This is a genomic window from Methylobacterium sp. WL9 (assembly GCF_008040035.1).
GTDB classification, from domain to species: domain Bacteria; phylum Pseudomonadota; class Alphaproteobacteria; order Rhizobiales; family Beijerinckiaceae; genus Methylobacterium; species Methylobacterium thuringiense.
This window is the reverse complement of sequence record NZ_VRVE01000176.1, coordinates 1-1,396: the sequence shown is the minus strand read 5'-3', so window position 1 is coordinate 1,396 and position 1,396 is coordinate 1. Positions and strand designations below refer to the sequence as shown.

Genomic DNA, 1,396 nt, shown 5'->3' with positions numbered 1-1,396 from the left:
ACTGCGTGCGCTGGCCAGGACGATCATACAGGAAAACCTGACGCGGCCCGATCTGTCGCCCGCATTCATCGCTGGGCAGATGCATGTCTCGCGGGCCACGCTCTACCGGCTGTTCGACCCAGCGGAGTCTTCCCCGCGATCCGGCGAGCCGCCACCGATCTGCCGGGCCGGAATCTCGGCGACCCGCATGGTGCGCGAGACCGTGTCGAACCAGGGGATCTCGATGCCGTCGAGGGCGATCACCTCGGCGACGCCCTTCTTGAGGTCCCATTGGTAGGTCGCCCGCGCCACGGGACCGGTTGGCGTGATGATGGTCTCGCGCTTCACCGGCCCGGCGAAGGTGACGATGCCACGCGTGCGCATGACCGGCCGCGGCGGCAGGCCCTCGGCCAGCATCCCCTGTGCCTCGAGCGTCACGATGCGGCGGGTTGTGTCGCCCTGGTTGACCGTCTCGGGATCCGGGTCCCAGGAATCGGTGATGGCGACGTCGCGCGCCGGCAGCCACCACGGTTCCGGCGCATCGGGGCCGCCGCTCTCGCCGGTCCATGTCGCGACGGGAAAGGGGATCGCCTCCGACCGCACGTCGATCGTCCGGCGCTCGCCGTTGTCGTTGATCGTCAGCTTGTGGGTGAACGGCTCGATGGCGAAGGTGCCGGTGTGCTGGGGAAAGATCGCGATGGTGCGCTCGAACAGCAGCGCCATCTGCCCGTCGGGCATGCGGGTCCGCCCCCAGGTGTCGCGGCCGAGCTGCGTCCAGGAAAAGTTGGTCAGCGCCGGCTGGCGCACCTCTTCGAGCAGGATCTGGGTGCGGTAGACCCCACGCAGCTTCAGCAGGACCATCTCGCGGGCATAGGGCGGCGCGTTGCCGGCGAGTTCGGGGGTGACCGTGAGTGTGAGGTCGCCGGGTTCGATCGCGTGAGCGGGTGGCGATACGAAGATAAAGAAACACAGAAGGTGGAGCAGCGCCAAAACCCTCCCCCCTCTGCGGGGGAGGGTGGTCGCGGAGCGACCGGGACAGGGGAGCGACATCTCCGGAAAGGGCGCACCCCTCTCCCGACCCGCTTCGCGGGCCACCCTCTCCCGTAGAGGGGAGAGGGAACACGCGCGGAACCGTTCAAAAAAAATCACCACGGGTTGCTCCCTCCCGGGATTGCGGTGCCCGCCTCGATCCGGCGCCCTTGCTCGGCCTTCAGGCGCAGCTTGAGGAAGCGGCCGGGCTCGTCCGGCAAGGTCTGGAGCCAGAGCCGGTCGGGATGAATCTCGTGTGCCTCGAAGCTCTTGGTGACACGGCGCGCCTCGCGCTCGGGCGCGGCGGCGACCATGGCACCGCCTTCGTGGCGGAGTTGCGCGGGCTGATGCACCGCCTCGACGTCGAGCGAGGCCGCCTCTACCGCGC

2 pseudogenes are annotated in these 1,396 nt (G+C 68.8%); both read right to left on the bottom strand.

The window, feature by feature from the left end:
- Positions 1–126: 126 nt before the first annotated feature.
- A pseudogene (locus FV217_RS22285) lies at positions 127–1,029 on the bottom strand (hypothetical protein); the annotation flags it as partial.
- Positions 1,030–1,124: 95 nt separating this feature from the next.
- Positions 1,125–1,396 (bottom strand): annotated as a pseudogene (locus FV217_RS22280) (hypothetical protein); the annotation flags it as partial.